17 protein-coding genes are annotated in these 16,193 nt (G+C 67.8%); 6 read left to right on the forward strand and 11 right to left on the reverse strand.

Features of this window, described 5'->3' with window-relative positions; translation table 11 throughout:
* Window positions 1–19 precede the first annotated feature (19 nt).
* The 3 genes from fmdA (at window position 20) to ASC92_RS26580 (ending at window position 2,082) form a co-directional block, all read left to right on the forward strand.
* Window positions 20–1,252, forward strand: a complete 1,233-nt coding sequence (fmdA, locus tag ASC92_RS26570) for a formamidase (protein WP_056521974.1) — start codon at window positions 20–22, stop codon at window positions 1,250–1,252.
* Between the two features lie 8 nt (window positions 1,253–1,260).
* Window positions 1,261–1,602 (forward strand): zinc ribbon domain-containing protein, encoded by a 342-nt coding sequence (locus tag ASC92_RS26575; protein ID WP_056521978.1) that lies wholly within the window; start codon window positions 1,261–1,263, stop codon window positions 1,600–1,602.
* Window positions 1,603–1,731: 129 nt separating this feature from the next.
* On the forward strand, window positions 1,732–2,082 hold the full coding sequence (locus ASC92_RS26580) for a hypothetical protein (RefSeq protein WP_056521981.1): 351 nt from the start codon (window positions 1,732–1,734) through the stop codon (window positions 2,080–2,082).
* A gap of 76 nt (window positions 2,083–2,158) precedes the next feature.
* Here ASC92_RS26580 and ASC92_RS26585 read toward each other — a convergent pair whose 3' ends face one another.
* The 3 genes from ASC92_RS26585 to ASC92_RS26595 are packed head-to-tail and all read right to left on the reverse strand — an operon-like array spanning window position 2,159 to window position 5,072.
* Window positions 2,159–2,845 (reverse strand): RraA family protein, encoded by a 687-nt coding sequence (locus tag ASC92_RS26585; RefSeq protein WP_414820429.1) that lies wholly within the window; start codon window positions 2,843–2,845, stop codon window positions 2,159–2,161.
* 14 nt (window positions 2,846–2,859) lie between these two features.
* A complete protein-coding gene (locus ASC92_RS26590) occupies window positions 2,860–3,846 on the reverse strand; it encodes a Bug family tripartite tricarboxylate transporter substrate binding protein (RefSeq protein WP_056521987.1) in 987 nt (328 codons plus the stop codon).
* On the reverse strand, window positions 3,843–5,072 hold the full coding sequence (locus ASC92_RS26595) for a pyridoxal phosphate-dependent aminotransferase (RefSeq protein ID WP_056521992.1): 1,230 nt from the start codon (window positions 5,070–5,072) through the stop codon (window positions 3,843–3,845). The genes ASC92_RS26590 and ASC92_RS26595 overlap by 4 nt, the downstream gene beginning before the upstream one ends.
* 102 nt (window positions 5,073–5,174) lie before the next feature.
* On the opposite strand from ASC92_RS26595, the gene ASC92_RS26600 reads away from it, so the two are divergent.
* Window positions 5,175–6,179 (forward strand): LysR family transcriptional regulator, encoded by a 1,005-nt coding sequence (locus tag ASC92_RS26600; protein ID WP_056521993.1) that lies wholly within the window; start codon window positions 5,175–5,177, stop codon window positions 6,177–6,179.
* 66 nt (window positions 6,180–6,245) lie between these two features.
* Window positions 6,246–7,541, forward strand: a complete 1,296-nt coding sequence (locus ASC92_RS26605; RefSeq protein ID WP_056521996.1) for an aspartate carbamoyltransferase — start codon at window positions 6,246–6,248, stop codon at window positions 7,539–7,541.
* Window positions 7,542–7,584: 43 nt separating this feature from the next.
* Here ASC92_RS26605 and ASC92_RS26610 read toward each other — a convergent pair whose 3' ends face one another.
* From ASC92_RS26610 to ASC92_RS26620, 3 genes are all read right to left on the reverse strand, one after another.
* Window positions 7,585–9,867, reverse strand: a complete 2,283-nt coding sequence (locus ASC92_RS26610) for a glycoside hydrolase family 3 N-terminal domain-containing protein (RefSeq protein ID WP_056521998.1) — start codon at window positions 9,865–9,867, stop codon at window positions 7,585–7,587.
* Between the two features lie 142 nt (window positions 9,868–10,009).
* Window positions 10,010–10,777 carry a class II aldolase/adducin family protein gene (locus ASC92_RS26615; protein WP_056522001.1) on the reverse strand — a complete coding sequence of 256 codons (768 nt, stop codon included), beginning with the start codon at window positions 10,775–10,777 and terminating at the stop codon, window positions 10,010–10,012.
* Between the two features lie 21 nt (window positions 10,778–10,798).
* Window positions 10,799–11,395, reverse strand: coding sequence for an HD domain-containing protein (locus tag ASC92_RS26620; RefSeq protein ID WP_056522004.1), 597 nt, complete (start codon window positions 11,393–11,395; stop codon window positions 10,799–10,801).
* A gap of 103 nt (window positions 11,396–11,498) precedes the next feature.
* Between ASC92_RS26620 and ASC92_RS26625 the strand changes: the two genes are divergently transcribed.
* Complete coding sequence (locus tag ASC92_RS26625; RefSeq protein ID WP_056522007.1) at window positions 11,499–12,221, forward strand: Crp/Fnr family transcriptional regulator; 723 nt, start codon at window positions 11,499–11,501, stop codon at window positions 12,219–12,221.
* Between the two features lie 15 nt (window positions 12,222–12,236).
* On the opposite strand, the gene ASC92_RS26630 is transcribed toward ASC92_RS26625, so the two are convergent.
* The 5 genes from ASC92_RS26630 to gluQRS all read right to left on the reverse strand — a co-directional run bounded on the left by ASC92_RS26630 (window position 12,237) and on the right by gluQRS (window position 16,191).
* Entirely contained in the window at window positions 12,237–13,406 is a 1,170-nt protein-coding gene (locus ASC92_RS26630; protein ID WP_056522011.1) for an ABC transporter substrate-binding protein, read from the reverse strand.
* Between the two features lie 95 nt (window positions 13,407–13,501).
* Entirely contained in the window at window positions 13,502–13,912 is a 411-nt protein-coding gene (locus ASC92_RS26635; RefSeq protein ID WP_056522014.1) for a VOC family protein, read from the reverse strand.
* A 35-nt stretch (window positions 13,913–13,947) separates the two neighbouring features.
* Window positions 13,948–14,397, reverse strand: a complete 450-nt coding sequence (locus tag ASC92_RS26640) for a helix-turn-helix transcriptional regulator (RefSeq protein WP_056522018.1) — start codon at window positions 14,395–14,397, stop codon at window positions 13,948–13,950.
* 55 nt (window positions 14,398–14,452) lie between these two features.
* Window positions 14,453–15,226, reverse strand: coding sequence for a tRNA (guanosine(46)-N7)-methyltransferase TrmB (gene trmB / locus ASC92_RS26645; RefSeq protein ID WP_056522022.1), 774 nt, complete (start codon window positions 15,224–15,226; stop codon window positions 14,453–14,455).
* Complete coding sequence (gluQRS, locus tag ASC92_RS26650; protein ID WP_056522197.1) at window positions 15,226–16,191, reverse strand: tRNA glutamyl-Q(34) synthetase GluQRS; 966 nt, start codon at window positions 16,189–16,191, stop codon at window positions 15,226–15,228. Before gluQRS ends, trmB begins: the two co-directional genes overlap by 1 nt.
* Window positions 16,192–16,193: the final 2 nt, after the last annotated feature.

Raw genomic sequence — 16,193 nt, forward strand, 5'->3', positions numbered from 1 at the left:
CAACCAGGAGCCACTGCACATGACTGACACGCTGATCAAGGTCGACCTGACCAAGTCGCCCGTCGAGAACGAGAACATCCACAACCGCTGGCATCCGGACATTCCGATGGCCTGCTGGGTCAACCCGGGCGACGACTTCATCCTCGAGACTTTCGATTGGACCGGCGGCTTCATCAAGAACAACGACAGCGCCGACGACGTGCGCGACATCGACCTGAGCACCGTCCACTACCTCTCGGGCCCCGTGGGCGTGAAGGGCGCGGAGCCCGGCGACCTGCTGGTGGTCGATTTGCTCGACATCGGCGCCAAGCAGGACAGCCTCTGGGGCTTCAACGGCTTCTTCTCGAAGAAGAACGGCGGCGGCTTCCTGACCGACCACTTCCCCGAGGCGCAGAAATCGATCTGGGACTTCAAGGGCATGTTCACCAGTTCACGCCACGTTCCGGGCGTGAACTTCGCGGGGCTGATCCACCCCGGCCTGATCGGCTGCCTGCCCGACAAGCCCATGCTCGACATGTGGAACGAGCGCGAGAAGGCCCTCATCGCCACCGATCCGGAGCGCGTGCCCGGCCTCGCGAACCCGCCGTTTGCGGGCACTGCCCACATGGGCAAGATGACCGGTGATGCCCGCGCCAAGGCAGCCGCCGAAGGCGCGCGCACCGTGCCGCCGCGCGAGCACGGCGGCAACTGCGACATCAAGGATTTGTCGCGCGGCTCCAAGGTGTTCTTCCCCGTGTACGTCGACGGCGCGGGCCTGAGCGTGGGCGACCTGCATTTCAGCCAGGGCGACGGTGAGATCACCTTCTGCGGTGCCATCGAGATGGCCGGCTGGGTGCACATGAAGGTCACGCTCATCAAGGGCGGCATGGCCAAGTACGGCATCAAGAACCCGATCTTCAAGCCCAGCCCGATCACGCCGCAGTACAACGACTACCTGATCTTCGAAGGCATCTCGGTCGACGAGAGCGGCAAGCAGCACTACCTCGACGTCAACGTGGCCTACCGCCAGGCCTGCCTGAACGCCATCGAGTACCTGAAGAAGTTCGGCTACTCGGGCGCGCAGGCCTATTCGATCCTGGGCACGGCGCCGGTGCAGGGCCACATCAGCGGGGTGGTCGACGTGCCCAACTCGTGCGCCACGCTGTGGCTGCCCACGGGCATCTTCGACTTCGACATCAACCCGAACGCCTCGGGGCCGGTGAAGTTCATCGACGGCAGCATCGACATGCCGCTGTCGCACGACCTGCGCTGAAGCCAGCCATGCCGACCTACGACTACGCCTGCGGGCAGTGCGGGGGCTTCGAGGCGTTGCGGCCCTCAGGCCTACGCGACGAGCCGGCTGCGTGCCCCGATTGCGGATGCGCTTCGCCGCGCGTGCTGTCGGCCGCGCCGCGGCTCGCACTGATGGCCTCTGGCACGCGCCGCGGCATGGAAACCAACGAGCGCGCGCGGCACGAGCCGGGCAGCTCGCGCGACTACGCGCGCTTCAAGCACCCGGCGGGGTGCGGCTGCTGCGGCTCGGGCAAACGAAGCGCGACGGTGACGGCGCCGAGCGGGGCCAAGTCTGCGCCGTCACGGCGACCGTGGATGATCAGCCACTGAAGACCAGTTGTTTTTCAAGGGCTCGATTGTTTCAATCCCGTGAACGCCGTGGTTCCTTTTGCCGGCGTTTTCCGAGGCTTTTCAGGATCAAACTTCTCCTCACCAACCAACCCCCTGAAGGAGATTGAAATGAATGCCTCGAAGATCCTCGCTGCTGCTGCTCTCTCGCTCCTGGCCGCTGCCGGAGCTCATGCAGAAACCTACGACGGCGTGCACGTCGTGAACTCTTCTGTCACCCGCGCGGAAGTCGCACCGCAAGCCGCTGCCGCCGCACGCGCCGGCAACGAGTACGCCGATGCCTCCAGCGCTGGTGCACAGACCTTCACGTCGACCGCCAACCGCGCGACCGTGCAAGCCGAAGCCGTTGCCAAGGCCCACGACCCGCTCGCCAGCCTCGACCGCCGCGCGTTCTACCGCGACGAAGTGCCGCAAGCCTACAAGAAGCCCAGCGTGTCGTTCACGCGCCAAGCAGGCCTGTAAGCCGAACCGGCAAGCATGAAGAACGGGCCTTCGGGCCTTTTCTTCGTGTCCGCGTCATCGACTGATGACGCCGACCCTAGAGGATCTCGTTTTCCTTGAGAACGCCCGCGTTGCGCAGCGCGGAGTTCAGCCATTTGGCAGCCGTGTTGCCATTCTTGATGGCCTCGATGCGCGCAGCCTCGTCCTCGACCTTCTTCGCCGCCGTCTGAAGAAGCGTCTCCACCTTCTCCCGCTCGATGACGACCACGCCATCCGCATCGCCGATGACGAGATCGCCGGGGCGTACCGCCACGCCGCCCACAGACACTGGATGCCCGATGCGCCCCGAGGCCAGCTTGGTCGGCCCATTGGGATTGGTGCCGACCGAGAACACCGGGAAGTCCATCTCGTCGATTTCCACGCTGTCGCGCACCGCGCCGTCGATCACCACGCCCGCGATGCCGACCTGGCGGCAGGCGTTCATCATGATCGTGCCCATGAGGGCTGCGCTCTGGTCGCCCTTGCCGTCGATCACCAGCACGTCGCCGGGCTTCGCGAGCGCGATGGCGGCATGGATCATCAGGTTGTCGCCGGGCCGCACTTCCACCGTGAGCGCGCTGCCCGCCAGTGTCATCCGATGGCGCAAGGCCTGGATGCGGCCGTGCAGGGCGCCGCGGCGGCCCGCCACGTCGGCGAGGATGGCCGGCTGGAAGGCCGAAGCCTGGCGAATCTGCTCGGAGGAGACGCGCTCGAAGTCGCGGACGATGTCTGGAAGCTGGTTCATGCTCGGGTTCCCGTTCATTCGGCCTTGACGTCGGCGTCCTTCACCACGCGGCCCCACTTGCGCTTGTCCGCAGCCAGGAAGGCGCGGAACTGCTCCGGCGTGCTTCCCACGGGCTCCAGCCCGTCGGCGATGAGCCGCTTGGCAATCTCGGGCATCGCCAGCACCTTGGCGACTTCGCGCTGGATGCGCTCGACCACGGCCGTCGGCGTGTTCTTCGGCGCGCAGATGCCGGCCCAGGTCACGGGGTCGAAGTCGGGAACGCCGGCTTCCGCCACGGTCGGGATGTCCGGAAAGGCCGGCAGCCGGCGCGGGCTGGCGACCGCCAGTGCGCGCAGCTTGCCCGAGCGGGCGTACTGCATCGAGCTCACGGGCTGGTCGAAGATCATCGAGACCTGGCCCGCGATGAGGTCCGTCATCGCCTGGCCGGTGCCCTTGTAGGCCACGTGGACGATGTCGATGCCCGCGCGGCTCTTCAGCATTTCGCCCGCAAGGTGCCCGCCCGTTGCCGTGCCCGAGGAGGCGAAGTTGATCTCGCCGGGCTTCTGCCTGGCGTAGGCGATGAGTTCCTTCACGCTCTTCACCGGCAGATTCGAATTGACCAGCAGCATGTAGGGCGCGTTGACCACCTGCGTGACCGGCACGATGTCCTTCTCGGAGTCGAAGGGCATGCTCTTGAGCACATGCGGCTGAATCGACAGCGTGCCCGTGGTGCACATCAGCAGCGTGTGTCCGTCGGCGGGCGCGGCGAGCATGGCCGACGCGGCGATGTTGCCGCCGGCGCCCGGCCGGTTGTCGATCAGCACCTGCTGCCCGAGTCCTTCGGCCAGCTTCGGCCCGATCAGGCGCGCCACCATGTCGTTGGAGCCGCCGGGCGAGAAGCCCACGAGGATCTTGATCGGCTTCGACGGAAAGGCATCGGCGGCCCATGCGTGGGTGGTGCCGAACCAGGCGGTGCCGATGGCAAGGGCCGGCAGCAGCTTCAGAAGGGGGCGGAGTTTCATTGCGGTTCCTGGTTGATGGCTTGACCCGAGAGTTCGTCGCGTGCCCGCGCGATGCGTCGGCAGCCTTCCAGCAGCTGCTCGGTGCTGGCTGCGAAGGAGATGCGGAAATGCGTGGGCACCCCGTAGGCGCTGCCCTGGAGTGCAGCGAGATTCTGCGAGTCGAGCAGGTGCATCACCCAGTCGTCGCTGCTGTCGATTGCCGTGCCCTTGCGGGTGCGAAGCCCGAAGAGCGCGCTGCATGAGGCGAAGACGTAGAACGCACCGTCGGGCACTTCGCAGCGGATGCCGTCGATGGCATTGAGCGCGGCGACCACCATGTCGCGCCGCGTTTCGTATTCGCGCCGGTTGCTGGCGATGGTGTCCTGCGGCCCCGTGAGTGCCGCGACGGCCGCCGCCTGGGCGATCGAGTTCGGGCCGGACGTGCTTTGCGACTGCAGCTTGACCATCGCCTTGATGAGCGCCGAGGGGCCCGCGCCGTAGCCGATGCGCCAGCCAGTCATCGCGTAGGCCTTGGAGACGCCGTTCACCGTCAGCGTGCGGTCCTTGAGGTCGGGCGCCGCCTCGGCCATGGTGGCGAACTCGACGCCGCCATAGATCAGGTGCTCGTAGATGTCGTCGGTCAGTATCCAGACGTGCGGATGGCGCCGCAGCACCTCCGCCAGCGCCTGGAGCTCGGCGCGCGTGTACGTCGCCCCGCTCGGGTTGTTCGGCGAGTTGAGCATCAGCCAGCGCGTCCTGCCGGTGATGGCGCGCTCGAGGTCGGCGGCCTGGAGCTTGAAGCCCGCCGCCGCCGGGCAGTCGACGAAGACCGGGACACCGCCGGCCAGCAGGGCGATGTCGGGGTAGGACACCCAGTAGGGCGCCGGCACGATGACCTCGTCGCCCGCCGCGACCGTGCACATGAGCGCGTTGAAGATCACCTGCTTGGCGCCGGTGCCCACGATGATCTCGCCCGGCGCGTAGGCCAGCCTGTTCTCGCGCAGGAGCTTGCCCGCGGTGGCTTCCTTTAGCGCCGGCGTGCCACCGACGTCGGTGTAGCGGGTCTGGCCGTCCGCCATGGCGCGGGTTGCGGCCTCCTTGATGTGGGCTGGCGTGTCGAAGTCGGGCTCGCCCGCCGTCAGGCCGAGGATGTCCCGGCCCATTGCGCGCAGTTCGCGCGCCCTCTGGCCGGCCATGGAGCTGGGGGAAGGCTTGATACGGTTCAGGCGTGGAGCGATGTGAAGCATGCGCGCAGTATCGAAGTGCGCCCGCCGCGGGACAAACGAGAAATCGGAGCGGCGAGGTATTCCTTTTCCTCCTGCGCAGCCATGGGCGTACATTCCGGCGGAATGAACTTCACCTTCAAGCAGCTGGAGGCGTTTCTCTTCAGCGCCAAGCTCCAGAGCTTCAGCGCGGCGGCGGTGAAGCTGCACACCACGCAGTCGGCCATCTCGAAGCGCCTGGCCGAGCTCGAGGATTCGCTCGGCGGCCCCTTGCTGCATCGCACCTCGCACGGCCTGGAATTGGCTCACTCCGGCCGCGAACTGCTGCCGCTCGCGGAAGAGGCCTTGCGGCTCTGGCAGCGCATCCAGCATGACATCAGCCTCGACAAGACGCTGCGCGGCACCTTCCGCGTGGGCGTGACGGAACTGATCGCGATGACCTGGCTCACGCGGCTGATCCAGTTGCTGCAGAAATTGCACCCCGAGGTGACGCTCGAGCCGGTGGTGGATGCGGGACTGACGCTCTTCGAGCGGCTGGAAGCCAATAAGCTCGACCTGACCATCATGCCCGGCACCTTCTGGGGGCAGGCCTTCGAGTCGATCAAGGTGGGGCAGGTCGACCAGGCCTGGATCGCGAGCCCGAGACTGGGCATTCCACAGCGGGCGCTGAAGCCGCACGAATTTGCCGACTATCCGGTGATCGAGCAGCCCGCCGGTGCCTCGAAGAACAGGTTCTACGAGGCTTGGCGCGCAGAGCATGGCTTCCGCTTCGGCAAGGTACTGCTGACGAACAGCACGACCGTGTTGCGCGAGCTGACGATCAGCGGCTTCGGCATCAGCCAGCAGGCGCTCGACTATGTGCGCCCGGACATCAGGAGCGGCCTGCTGCGCGTCGTCAGGAGCGACCCGATGCCGCCGCCGCTGGTCTACAGCGCCGTCTACCGGCGCGACAACGCCAGTCCCACGCTGGCGCGCATCGTCGAGCTGGCGGTGAAGACATGCGATTTCACTTCGAGGGCGAGCCAGCACGACGTGGCGCCGGCGAACCCGCCGCGCGGTTCGGGCTCGACGCTGCGGCAGCGCTCGCAGCGCCAGGTGGCGAAGAAGCCCGCGAGGAAGACCCGGAGGTAGCTGAAACGGCAGGCAGTTTTTCGTTGGGTTTTGAAAATATACGCGTTGAGTATATATTTGCGGCCCATGAACATGCCGCAACAGGTGCTCCTCCGCGACGCGATGCGTCAACTCAACATGACGCGCGACGCTTTCGCGGAGCGCATCGGCAGTCGAAGAAGGGCGCTGGACGCCTGGCTGCTGCCCGACGAGTCCAATGAATTCAGGGCCATGCCCGAAGTGGCCCGGCGCTTCGTGAGCGAAATCCTGGCTTCTGACGGGCGTCGCGCAGAATATACGCAAAGCGCATATGAAAGCGCCTTGCGAAAGTCGCTTGCCACTGAAGGCTCGCACCACCTGCTCTCGGTCAGCCAGTTCAACCGCGACGCCATCGACGAGCTGTTCCAGCTGGCCGACGTCATGCAGCCCATCGCGCGCCGACGCAAGGTCAGCCGCGTGCTCGAAGGCGCCGTGCTGGCCAATCTTTTCTTCGAGGCCAGCACGCGCACGCGCGTGAGCTTCGGCGCGGCGTTCTGCCGGCTCGGCGGCTCGGTGTGCGACACCACCGGCTTCACCTTCTCGTCGATGGCCAAGGGCGAATCGATCTACGACACCAGCCGCGTGATCAGCGGCTATGTCGACGCCATCGTGGTGCGGCATCCGGAGCAGGGCTCGGTCGCCGAATTCGCGCGCGCCACCAACGTGCCGGTCATCAACGGCGGCGACGGGCCCGGCGAACATCCGAGCCAGGCGCTGCTAGACCTGTACACCATCCAGCGCGAGTTCTCGCGCCTGGGCAAGCTGGTGGACGGTGCGCACATCGCCATGGTCGGCGACCTGAAATACGGGCGCACCGTGCACTCGCTCATCAAGCTGCTCGCGCTGTACAAGGGGCTGAAGTTCACGCTGATCTCGCCGCCGTCGCTCGCGATGCCGGCGGAAATCGTGGACGCCGTGAGCCGCAACGGTCATGTGGTCCAGACTGCCGCCACGCCGGCGCAGGCGCTGGCCGGCGCCGACATCATCTACGCCACGCGCATCCAGAAAGAGCGTTTCGCGCATGACGAAATGCTGGAGGGCTTCGACAACGCCTTCGAGATCAACCGCGCACTCATCGAATCGGCCTGCAAGCCCGAGGTGGTGGTGATGCACCCGCTGCCGCGCGACGGCCGCCCCGGCTCGCACGACCTCAGCGTCGACCTGAACAACGATCCGCGCCTGGCCATCTTCCGCCAGACCGACAACGGTATTCCCGTGCGCATGGCGATCTTCGCCACGCTGCTGGGCGTGGAAAAGCTCGTGAGCCGCTCGATGCGCGATGCGGCCTGGACGCCGCCCTCGCACATCGGGCCGGACGACAGCGTGTTCCACGGGCTCGACTGAAACCTGTGCCATGGAGCAGCGCCCCTGACCGGCGCCGACGGCTTCAATCCCGCGTGAGCACGAAGCGCTTGCGGATGCCGCTCGCGGCCGAGGGCGCAACCCACAGGTCGAACTCGCCGGGCTCCACGGTCGGCTTCATGTCGCGGCCGATGAACGCCAGGTCGTCGGCCGTGAGCGTGAATTCGACGACCGTCGATGCGCCGGACGCAATGCTGACCTTGCGAAAGCCCTTGAGCTCGCGCACCGGGCGCGTCACGCTGGCTGCGCGCTCGCCGATGTAGAGCTGCACCACTTCCTGCGCATCGCGCTGGCCGGTGTTGGTGACGGCGGCGCGCACGCGCAGCGTGCCCGACAACGGCAGGCGCTCCGAACTCAGCTCCACGCTGTCGTAGCGCACCGGCGCATACCCGATGCCGAAGCCGAAGGGGTAGAGCGCCTCGTTGGTCGCGTCCAGGTAGCGGGTCTTGAAGGCGGTGCCTGGTGCGTTCTCGGGCGAGGGGCGGCCGGTGCGCTTGTGGCCGTAGTAGTAGGGCACCTGGCCCGCCGTCTGCGGAAAACTCACGGGCAGGCGGCCCGAGGGATTGAAGTCGCCGAACACCACGTCGGCGATCGCGTTGCCGGTCTGCACGCCCAGGAACCATGTGACGAGGATGGCGCGCGCATCGCGCACCGCACCCTTGAGCGCCATCGCGCGGCCGTTGCTCAGCAGCACGACCACCGGCTTGCCGGTGGCGGCCACGGCCTCCGCGAGATCCTGCTGCGCCTGCGGCAGGCCGATGTCGCTGCGCGAGCGCGCCTCGCCGGACATCTTCTGGCTCTCGCCGATGGCCAGCAGCACCACGTCGGCATCGCGCGCGGCGGCCACCGCGGCGTCGATGCCGCCGGGCAGCGCCGACTCGATGCCCGAGCCGCGCACCACGTTCACCGACGAACCGGACCCCAGCACAGCGCGCAGGCCTTGGTCGATGCCCACCGGCGCCGACTGGCCCGGGAACAGGCTCCAGGCGCCCATCAGATCGACGGTGCCTTCGGCGAAGGGGCCGATCAGCGCGATCTTCGTGCCGGCCTTGGGCAGCGGCAGCAGCATGCGCTCGTTCTTCAGCATCACGATGGAGCGGCGCGCGCTCTCGCGGGCCAGCGCGATGAATTCGGGGTTCTCGGTGCGTTGCGCGGCAGGCGGGCCGTCGAGGCCGCGCATGGGGTCGTCGAACAGGCCGAGCTTCTGTTTCACGCGCAGCACGCGGCGCACTGCGTCGTCGAGCCGCGCCATCGGCACTTCGCCCGAAGCCACCAGCTCGGGCAGGTAGCGCGCGTACAGGCCGCTCTGCATGCTCACGTCGGTGCCGGCCATGAAGGCCTGCCTGGCCGCTTCGCGCGGGTTGGCGGCGTAGCCGTGCTCCACCAGTTCCTCATCGGCCGTGTAGTCGGACACCACGAAGCCCTTGAACTTCCATTCGTCGCGCAGCACGCCCGTGAGCAGCGCGGGGTTGGCGGTGGAGGGCACGCCGCCGATCTCGTTGAAGGCGCTCATGATCGACAGCGCGCCCGCGTCCAATGCCGCGCGGAAGGGCGGCAGGTACACCTCGCGCAGCGTGCGCTCGGAGATGTCGCTCACGCTGTAGTCGAGTCCGCCCTCGGCCGCGCCATAGGCCGCGAAGTGCTTGGGCGTGGCCAGCATGGCGTCGGGCCGCGAGAGGTCGGGGCCCTGGAAGCCTCGCACGCGCGCGGCGGCGAACTGCCTGGAGAGGTACGCGTCTTCGCCCGCGCCTTCGAGGCCGCGGCCCCAGCGCGCGTCGCGCGCGACATCGACCATCGGCGCGAAGGTCCAGCGGAAGCCGTCGGCCGTGGCTTCGACCGCCGCGGCGCGCGCGGTGCGCTCGGCGAGCGCGGGCTCCCAGCTCGACGCCTCGGCCAGCGGCATCGGGAACATGGTGCGAAAGCCGTGGATCACGTCCGCGCCGAAGATCAGCGGAATGCCCAGGCGCGACTCGTTCACCGCCATCTGCTGCAGCCGCCGCTTGCCCTCGAGGCCCGCGTTGTTGAACAGGCCCGTGAGGCGGCCGGCACGCACGTCGGCGGTTTCCTGCTGCGCATTGCGCCAGCCCGCCTGCGGGTTGTTGGGGGTGTCGGTGTCGGCCGGGCCGTAGAGGCTGAGCTGGCCGGCCTTCTCCTGCACCGTCATGCGGGCGATGAGGGACTCGATGCGGGCCTCGGCCGGCTCCGCAGCATCTTCCGCAGGGGCGGCGGATACCGGGGGAAGCAGGAGCGCGAGGGAGAGAAAGGCCGAGGCGGGGGCTAGAAAGGAAGACGGGAATCGGACGTGCATGGCCTCCCATTCTCCAGATAGAGCCTCCACCGTGCTTCGGCGGGTTTCCGGGGTATCCGTAGGCTTACTCCAATAACGCCTTGCGCCTTCGTCCAACCCGAAGGCGAATTGGAAGCTCTCGGAACCGGAGCCGGCGCGCGTCCTATTGCTTGTAGCTGTCGTCGATGCGGTCGAGCTTGCGGATCAGCGAGGGCCACACGAACTGCCCACCCAGCCCGCCGGTCTGCACCTTCATCGCCTGGCCCACGCCCTCCACGATCTTGGGGTTCACCTGCGTGAGTTCGCTGCCGCCCGACTGTGCGGCGATCTGGATCTGGCAGGTGTTCTCGAAGGTGTACATCGAGAGGAAGGCGTCGGCAATGGTCTTGCCGCAGGTCATCAGGCCATGGTTGCGCAGCATGAGGAAGTTGGCGCTGCCCATGTCGGCCTGCAGGCGCGGCTTCTCGTCGTCGCGGAAGGCCACGCCTTCGTAGTCGTGGTAGGCCAGCGAGGCCAGCACGAAGGTCGATTGCTGGCTGATGGGCAGCACGCCGTTTTTCTGCGCGCTCACGGCAATGCCGGCCTTGGTGTGGGTGTGCAGCACGCACTGGATGTCTTCGCGCGCGGCATGCACGGCGCTGTGGATCACGAAGCCGGCCGGGTTCACGGGGTAGGGCGAGTCGATGATCTTGTTGCACTGCTGGTCGACCTTGACCAGGCTCGACGCGGTGATCTCGTCGAACATCAGGCCGTAGGGGTTGATCAGGAAGTGGTGCTCGGGCCCGGGGATGCGTGCGCTGATGTGCGTGAACACGAGGTCGCTCCAGCCGTAGAGCGCCACGAGGCGGTAGCAGGCGGCGAGGTCGATGCGAAGCTGCCATTCTTCGGCGGAGACGAGCTTCTGGATTTCGGGTTGGGTGGTGGCGTTCATGGGTGTTTCCTTTTTGGGTTCTCAGGCGGCCGCTGGCTGTTGCTGCAGCGCCGTCTTGTAGATGCTTTGCTTGGGGCTTGCCATCACACGGCGCAGCATGGGTTCGAATTCGCCGATCGGCAGGGTCTCGGCCTTGGGGTCGAAGGCGGGGTTGTCGTACAGCGCGCAGAACTCGGCCGTGCGCTCGTAGTGCGGATGGTCCTTGAAGTTGTCGCGCATGTCGCGGTCCAGGCCGATGTGATGGAAGAAGTAGTGGCCCTGGAAGATGCCGTGGTGCTGCACCATCCAGTGGTTGGCTTCGCTCACGAAGGGTTTGAGGATGGCGGCGGCGATGTCGGGGTGGTTGAAGCTGCCGAGCGTGTCGCCGATGTCGTGCAGCAGCGCGCACACCACGTACTCCTCGTCGCGGCCATCGCGCAGTGCGCGGGTGGCGGTCTGCAGCGAATGGGTGTAGCGGTCGACCGGAAAGCCGCCGTAGTCGCCTTCGAGGATCTGCAGGTGCTTGATCACGCGTGCGGGCAGGCCGCCCGTGAACTGCATGAACTCGCCGCCGATCAGCTGCCAGTCTTCGCGCGTGCTTTCCTGCATGCTCCTGAAACTTGCGCGTGCGTTGCTCATCGTGAGGTCTCCGTTCTTGTGGGTGCCGGTCACTGTATGCCTGCGCTTGACCTGGAACTGTCAAGAATTTGACAATGCAGGGTTCTGGTAAACCCCCGCCCGTATGGCCGCTTCATCCAAACCCCGCCTCTCTGCCGCGCATCGCTCGGCACTCGAGGGCAATCCATGGTTCACCAGCATTCCGCGCGCGCAGCGGGAGGCGCTGCTCGGCGCGGCCGAGCTCATCCATGCACGGCGCGGCGCGATGGTGTTTCGCCAGGGCGATCCCATTCACGCGGCCGGCGGCGGCTTCTATGGACTGGTGGCGGGCACCATCAAGATCTCGTCTCTGCGGCAGGACGGACGCGAGGCCATCCTCGCGGTGCTGGAGCCCGGCAACTGGTTCGGCGAGATCACGCTGATCGACGGCTCGCCGCGCACGCACGACGCCACCGCGCTGGAAGCGCTCGACCTGCTCGCGGTGCCGCCCGCGGCCTTCGTGCAACTGATGCGCGACGTGGTCTTCTCCAACGCCATCGCCGCGATGCTGGCCGCGCGCGTGCGCATGCTCTATAGCCTGGCGGAAGACGCCACCTTGCGCAGCCTGCGCGCTCGCGTGGCGCACCGGCTGCTGGTGCTGGCGCGCGGCGATGCCACGCAGTCGGTGCACCTGCGGCACCAACTGCAGCTGCCGCAGGAGGCGCTTGCCATGATGCTGGGCGTGACGCGGCAGACGCTGTCGAAGGAGCTCAATGCGCTGGCAGGCGAGGGCATCGTGGCGCTGGGCTACGGGCGCATCGAGCTGCGGTCGATCGATGCGCTGCAGGCGCTGGTGAGCACGGGTTGAGCCCGTGCGCCGGCGTCAGCGCAATACGCGGCCGTCGGCGGAGATGCTGATGAGGTCGATGCTGCGCACGCTGTCGCGCAGGCCCGGGCGCAGGTTGATGCGGAAGCCGCCCACGTCGTAGTCGGTCATGCCGGACATCACGCGCTGCAGGCTCGCCGTGTTGAAGCCGCGGCCCGCGCGGCGCACGGCCTCGCCGGCAGCCTTGGCCGCGATGAAGCCTTCGAGCCCTTCGTACGACGCGGTCTGGTCGGAGTTGTCGACGGCCGCAAGGTATTCCTTGACGATCGGAATGGCCGATGGCCGTGGCGAGGGCACCACCTGGGAGATCACGATGCCGCCGATGTCCTTGCCGAGCGTGGCGTAGAGCGGGTCGATGCCGACGATGGAGAAGGCCATGAAGTTGCCCGCATAGCCGCTCTTGCGCAGCTTGCGGATGGCGTTGGCCGTGGTGCCCGAGAGCGACACCAGCACGATGGCCTGGGGCGACTGCTGCTGCACCGTCTTCAAGGCTGCGTCGAGCTTGTCGCCGGTCGGCGGCACCAGTGCGGTCGCCACCAGCGGCGCGAGCTTGAGTTCGCTGATGGCCTGCTCGACGGCCGCAAGGCCGGCGCGGCCCATCGCATCGTCGTCGCCCACCAGCGCCACGCGGGTCTGCCCCACGGTGGCGCACTGCTTCACGATCTTCAGGGCTTCGTCGATCATGCCGGGCCGCACGTGGAAGACGTTGGGATGGTCGGCGCCGCGCAGCGTGTCGGAGGCCGCGAAGGGCGCGAACAGCAGGCTGCCCTGCTGCGTGGCGACGTTGGCGCCGGCCTCGCTGCTGGCCGTGCCGACGAAGCCGAAGAGCATGTCGGCCTTCTGGGTGGTGAGCAGGGTGCGCGCGTTGACGGCGGCGCGGGCCGCATCGTAGCCATCGTCGAGCTGCAGCAGCTTCAGTTGCAGGCCGGTGGCGGCATTGCGTTCGTTGAAGTCGCTCACCGCAAGGCGGCTTCCGGCGGCGAAGGCGGTGCCGATCTCGTTGGCACTGCCCGTCAGCGGCACCGATTGCCCGAGCAGCACAACACGCGGTGCGCCGGCCGCCGCGCGCGCGGACTGCGCCATGGCGGGGTGGGCAATGCCGATGCCGCTGCCCAGCATCACCGCGCCCCATGCCTTGCCCAACCACTCTCTGCGAGATCCGTTCATTGGACACCTTCTTTCACATTAGTAAAAAAGTGTAGCAATTTCGGGACCAAGGGGGAAGGCGGGTTAGCTCGGCCCCCTCGTCGCGAGAGGCCGGCTCAGGACAACTGCTGGATGCGGATGAGGCTGCCCGCAGGATCGCGGACGGCGCAGTCGCGAACGCCGTACGGCTGGTCGGTCGGCTCCTGGACGATCTCGGTGTCGCTGGCCTGCAGCCGTGCGAAGGTGCCTTCGAGATCGGGGGTGGCCAGCAGGATGGCGGCGTAGGTGCCCTTGGCCATCATCTCGGCGACGGTGCGGCGCTCGTCGTCGGTGATGCCGGGGTAGGCGGCCGGTGGTGCCAGCACGATGGACGTGCCGGGCTGGCCGGCAGGGCCGACCGTGATCCAGCGCATGCCGCCGTATCCGACGTCGTTGCGGACCTCGAAGCCGAGGAGGTCTCGGTAGAAGGCCAGGGAGGCTTCGGAGTCGTTGTGGGGAAGAAAACTCGCGTGAATGGTGATGTTCATGGTGCTCTGTCCGGTCCAGGTGTTGTCAGGGCAGGTCAGTCTAGATTCGGACCGCCGAGCGGCGCTTCTCGATTCCTGATCGGTCTGGTGACCTGTTTCGCCACGCACGCCGGCATTTCCGCGGCCGCATGCGCGGCCTGGCGCCGGTAGGTGCTGGGCGGCACGCCGACCAGTTCGGCGAAGCGCGTGCTGAAGGTGCCCAGCGACGAGCAGCCGACCTCGAAGCAGACCTCGGTGACGTTGAGGTCGCCGCGGCGCAGCAGCGCCATCGCGCGTTCGATGCGCCGGGTCATCAGATAGGAATAGGGCGACTCGCCGTAGGCGAGCCGGAACTGGCGGCTGAGGTGTCCGGCCGACATGTGCACGCCATAGGCGAGCGCCTCGACGTCCAGCGGCTGTGCGTATTCCCGGTCGATGCGGTCGCGAACGCGGCGCAGCCGTGCGAGGTCGCGCAGATGCTGCGCCGCTTCGGGTTTGCTGGTCATCCGCGGGATCGTGCCACGCCGCACCGGGGCGCTCAAGCCCGCGGACGAGGCGTGGTCAGGTCGATGCGGCCCGCTCGAACACCAAGTCCCACACGCCATGCCCCAGCTTGATGCCGCGGTTCTCGAACTTGGTGAGAGGGCGGTAGCCGGGCTTGGGTGCATAGCCCTCGGTCGTGTTGCGCAGCAGCGGCTCGGCCGACAGCACTTCGAGCATCTGCTCGGCATAGGGCTGCCAGTCGGTGGCGCAGTGGATGTAGCCGCCAGGGCGCAGATGCTGCGCGAGCTTGGTCACGAACTCGGGCTGGATCAGGCGGCGCTTGTTGTGGCGCTTCTTGTGCCACGGGTCGGGGAAGAACACATGCACGCCGGCCAGCGTGCCGGGCTGCAGCATGTGGTCGAGCACGTCGACCGCGTCGTGGGCGCAGATGCGGATGTTCGACAGCGACTGCTCGCCGATGCGCTTGAGCAGCGCGCCCACGCCGGGCTCGTGCACTTCGCAGCAGAGGAAGTTGGTCTCGGGCAGCACCGTGGCGATGTGCGCTGTGGCCTCGCCCATGCCGAAGCCGATCTCCAGCACCGTCGGGCCGGCGCGGCCGCCGAAGGTGGCAGTCAGGTCGAGCGGTACGGGCTTGTAGGGCAGGAGGAACAGCGGGCCCAGTTCGGAAAAGGCGCGTGCCTGGCCGTCGGTGGTGCGGCCGGCGCGCTTCACGAAGCTCTTGAGGCGGCGATGCAGCGGGTGCGGCTTGGCCGCGTCGTCGTCGCTGCCTTCGGAAGAGGGTGCATCGTCGCTGCGCGGGAGGTCGTTGGACACGGTGTCGGGAGAATTCATTACGGCTGCGAATTGTAGAGAGCGCGCCATTCGGGCACCCAGCCGGCCAGGGCGTCCGCGCAGCCGGTGGCGGTGGCGGGGCGCAGACCGAGCACGCGCGCGGCGCTGTCGAGCGCGGCCAAGGCGGCTTCGGGCGTGCCGGTGTCGATGGAGGTGGCGCCGTTCTGCTTCGACAGCTTGTCGCCGTCGGCGCCGCGCACCAGCGGCGTGTGCAGGTAGCTCGGCGTGGGAAAACCGAGCGCGCGCTGCAGCAGGATCTGGCGCGCCGTGTTGTCGGTGAGGTCCTCGCCGCGGACCACGTCGGTCACGCCCTGTTCGGCATCGTCGACCACTACTGCGAGCTGGTAGGCCCAGGGGCCGTCGGCGCGGCGCAGCACGAAGTCGCCGACCTCGCGGCTCACGTTCTGGCACTGGCGGCCGAGGCGGCGGTCGGTCCAGCGGAGTTCGCTGCCGGTGTCCGGGGCGTCGGCGTCTTCTTCCTCCCAGGGCACGCCCGGCGTGGGCGGCCGGTCGGCTTCGAATTTCCCGGTGGCGAAGCGCCAGGCGCGCGCCGGCTTGCCGTGCAGTCCGTTGCGGCAGGTGCCGGGATAGACCCGCTCGCCGTGGCGCTCGTGCCGCAGGCCGAGGCGCGCGAGCGCCTGGTTGATGTCCTTGCGCGAGCAGCCGCAGGGGTAGGCCAGGTCGCTGGCCTGCAGCCTGGCCAGTGCGGCTTCGTAGCGCGCGGTGCGCTGGGTCTGCCACACGGGGGCTTCGTCGGGCAGCAGGCTGCAATCGGCCAACTGCTGGAGGATGTGCTCGCCCATGCCGGGCAGGCAGCGCTCGGTATCGGCGTCTTCGATGCGGACAAGCCAGCGCGCCTGCGGACCGCGGGCGCGCACGTCGAGCCAGCTTGCCAGCGCTGCCACCAGAGAGCCCGCATGCAGCGGGCCGGTGGGCGAGGGCGCGAAGCGGCCGGTCTCCCTCATCA

Source organism: Variovorax sp. Root411 (assembly GCF_001425205.1).
In the GTDB taxonomy this organism is placed as follows: Bacteria; Pseudomonadota; Gammaproteobacteria; order Burkholderiales; family Burkholderiaceae_C; genus Variovorax.

Coding starts and splice junctions, on each gene's coding strand:
- ASC92_RS26580 (WP_056521981.1), top strand. CDS start 1,732: ATGAATGCCTCGAAGATCCTCGCTGCTGCTGCTCTCTCGCTCCTGGCC.
- ASC92_RS26610 (WP_056521998.1), bottom strand. CDS start 9,867: ATGCACGTCCGATTCCCGTCTTCCTTTCTAGCCCCCGCCTCGGCCTTT.
- ASC92_RS26590 (WP_056521987.1), bottom strand. CDS start 3,846: ATGAAACTCCGCCCCCTTCTGAAGCTGCTGCCGGCCCTTGCCATCGGC.
- gluQRS (WP_056522197.1), bottom strand. CDS start 16,191: ATGAGGGAGACCGGCCGCTTCGCGCCCTCGCCCACCGGCCCGCTGCAT.
- ASC92_RS26585 (WP_414820429.1), bottom strand. CDS start 2,845: ATGAACCAGCTTCCAGACATCGTCCGCGACTTCGAGCGCGTCTCCTCC.
- trmB (WP_056522022.1), bottom strand. CDS start 15,226: ATGAATTCTCCCGACACCGTGTCCAACGACCTCCCGCGCAGCGACGAT.
- ASC92_RS26605 (WP_056521996.1), top strand. CDS start 6,246: ATGAACATGCCGCAACAGGTGCTCCTCCGCGACGCGATGCGTCAACTC.
- fmdA (WP_056521974.1), top strand. CDS start 20: ATGACTGACACGCTGATCAAGGTCGACCTGACCAAGTCGCCCGTCGAG.
- ASC92_RS26635 (WP_056522014.1), bottom strand. CDS start 13,912: ATGAACATCACCATTCACGCGAGTTTTCTTCCCCACAACGACTCCGAA.
- ASC92_RS26620 (WP_056522004.1), bottom strand. CDS start 11,395: ATGAGCAACGCACGCGCAAGTTTCAGGAGCATGCAGGAAAGCACGCGC.
- ASC92_RS26630 (WP_056522011.1), bottom strand. CDS start 13,406: ATGAACGGATCTCGCAGAGAGTGGTTGGGCAAGGCATGGGGCGCGGTG.
- ASC92_RS26600 (WP_056521993.1), top strand. CDS start 5,175: ATGAACTTCACCTTCAAGCAGCTGGAGGCGTTTCTCTTCAGCGCCAAG.
- ASC92_RS26640 (WP_056522018.1), bottom strand. CDS start 14,397: ATGACCAGCAAACCCGAAGCGGCGCAGCATCTGCGCGACCTCGCACGG.
- ASC92_RS26625 (WP_056522007.1), top strand. CDS start 11,499: ATGGCCGCTTCATCCAAACCCCGCCTCTCTGCCGCGCATCGCTCGGCA.
- ASC92_RS26575 (WP_056521978.1), top strand. CDS start 1,261: ATGCCGACCTACGACTACGCCTGCGGGCAGTGCGGGGGCTTCGAGGCG.
- ASC92_RS26615 (WP_056522001.1), bottom strand. CDS start 10,777: ATGAACGCCACCACCCAACCCGAAATCCAGAAGCTCGTCTCCGCCGAA.
- ASC92_RS26595 (WP_056521992.1), bottom strand. CDS start 5,072: ATGCTTCACATCGCTCCACGCCTGAACCGTATCAAGCCTTCCCCCAGC.